A 927-nucleotide genomic window follows, 5' to 3' on the forward strand; every position below is an offset into this window, starting at 1 on the left:
ATTTTGGGGCCGGTGATCGGTCTCTCCATGGCTGTTATCGCACTGCAACCCGCCAGCGCCGCGGAAGGCACGGCCGTGTTTGCCGATCCTTCAAAGATCGTGGCCATTGGCGGCTCGATCACCGAGATCGTCTATGCTCTCGGCCAGGAAAAGCATCTGGTGGCACGCGATTCCACCAGCCGGTTCCCAAAGGCGGCGCTTGAGCTGCCCGATGTCGGCTATATGCGCGCGCTGTCGCCGGAGGGTGTGCTGTCGGTCGACCCGACCGGCATCCTGGCGCTGCATGGCAGCGGCCCCAAGGAAGCAGTCGATGTCTTGAAGAAGACGAGCGTGCCGTTCATCGAGGTGCCCGAGCACTACAGCCACGAAGGCATTCTCGAGAAGGTCCGCATCGTCGGCAAGGCGCTCGGCGTCGACGCCAAGGCCGAGGTGCTGGCCAAGGAGCTCGATGCCAAGCTCACGGCCGCCGAGAAGCAGACGGCTTCGATCAAGGAGCGCAAGCGCATCCTGTTCGTGCTGTCGATACAGGGTGGCAAGATTCTGGCGGCCGGCAGCGAGACCGCCGCCGACGGCATGGTCAAGCTGGCCGGCGGCGTCAACGCGGTCGAGGGCTTTTCCGGCTACAAGCAGATGTCCGACGAGGCGATCATAACCGCCAGGCCTGACGTGATCCTGATGATGAGCAATGCCGGGCCTCCGGTTTCGGACGACGAACTGTTCGTCAATCCGTCGATCGCCTCCACGCCGGCCGGAACGGCGCACAAGCTGATCCGCATCGACGGCGCCTATCTGCTCGGCTTCGGGCCGCGCACGGCTGATGCCATCCACGACCTCGCTGTCTCGCTTTATGGCGGGCAGGTCACGGACTGAGCAGGCAGATCATGGTCGATCAATCGATCGCCGGCCCGGTGATGGCAAGCGTATCCG

Annotated in this window: 1 protein-coding gene; it reads left to right on the forward strand. The window is 64.0% G+C overall.

Annotated elements, in window-relative coordinates:
- Complete coding sequence (locus ENZ74_RS33055; RefSeq protein WP_127313351.1) at window positions 1-870, forward strand: hemin ABC transporter substrate-binding protein; 870 nt, start codon at window positions 1-3, stop codon at window positions 868-870.
- The last annotated feature ends 57 nt before the right edge of the window (window positions 871-927 follow it).

This window comes from Mesorhizobium sp. M7A.F.Ca.CA.002.15.2.1 (assembly GCF_003998715.1).
Classification (GTDB): Bacteria; Pseudomonadota; Alphaproteobacteria; order Rhizobiales; family Rhizobiaceae; genus Mesorhizobium; species Mesorhizobium ciceri.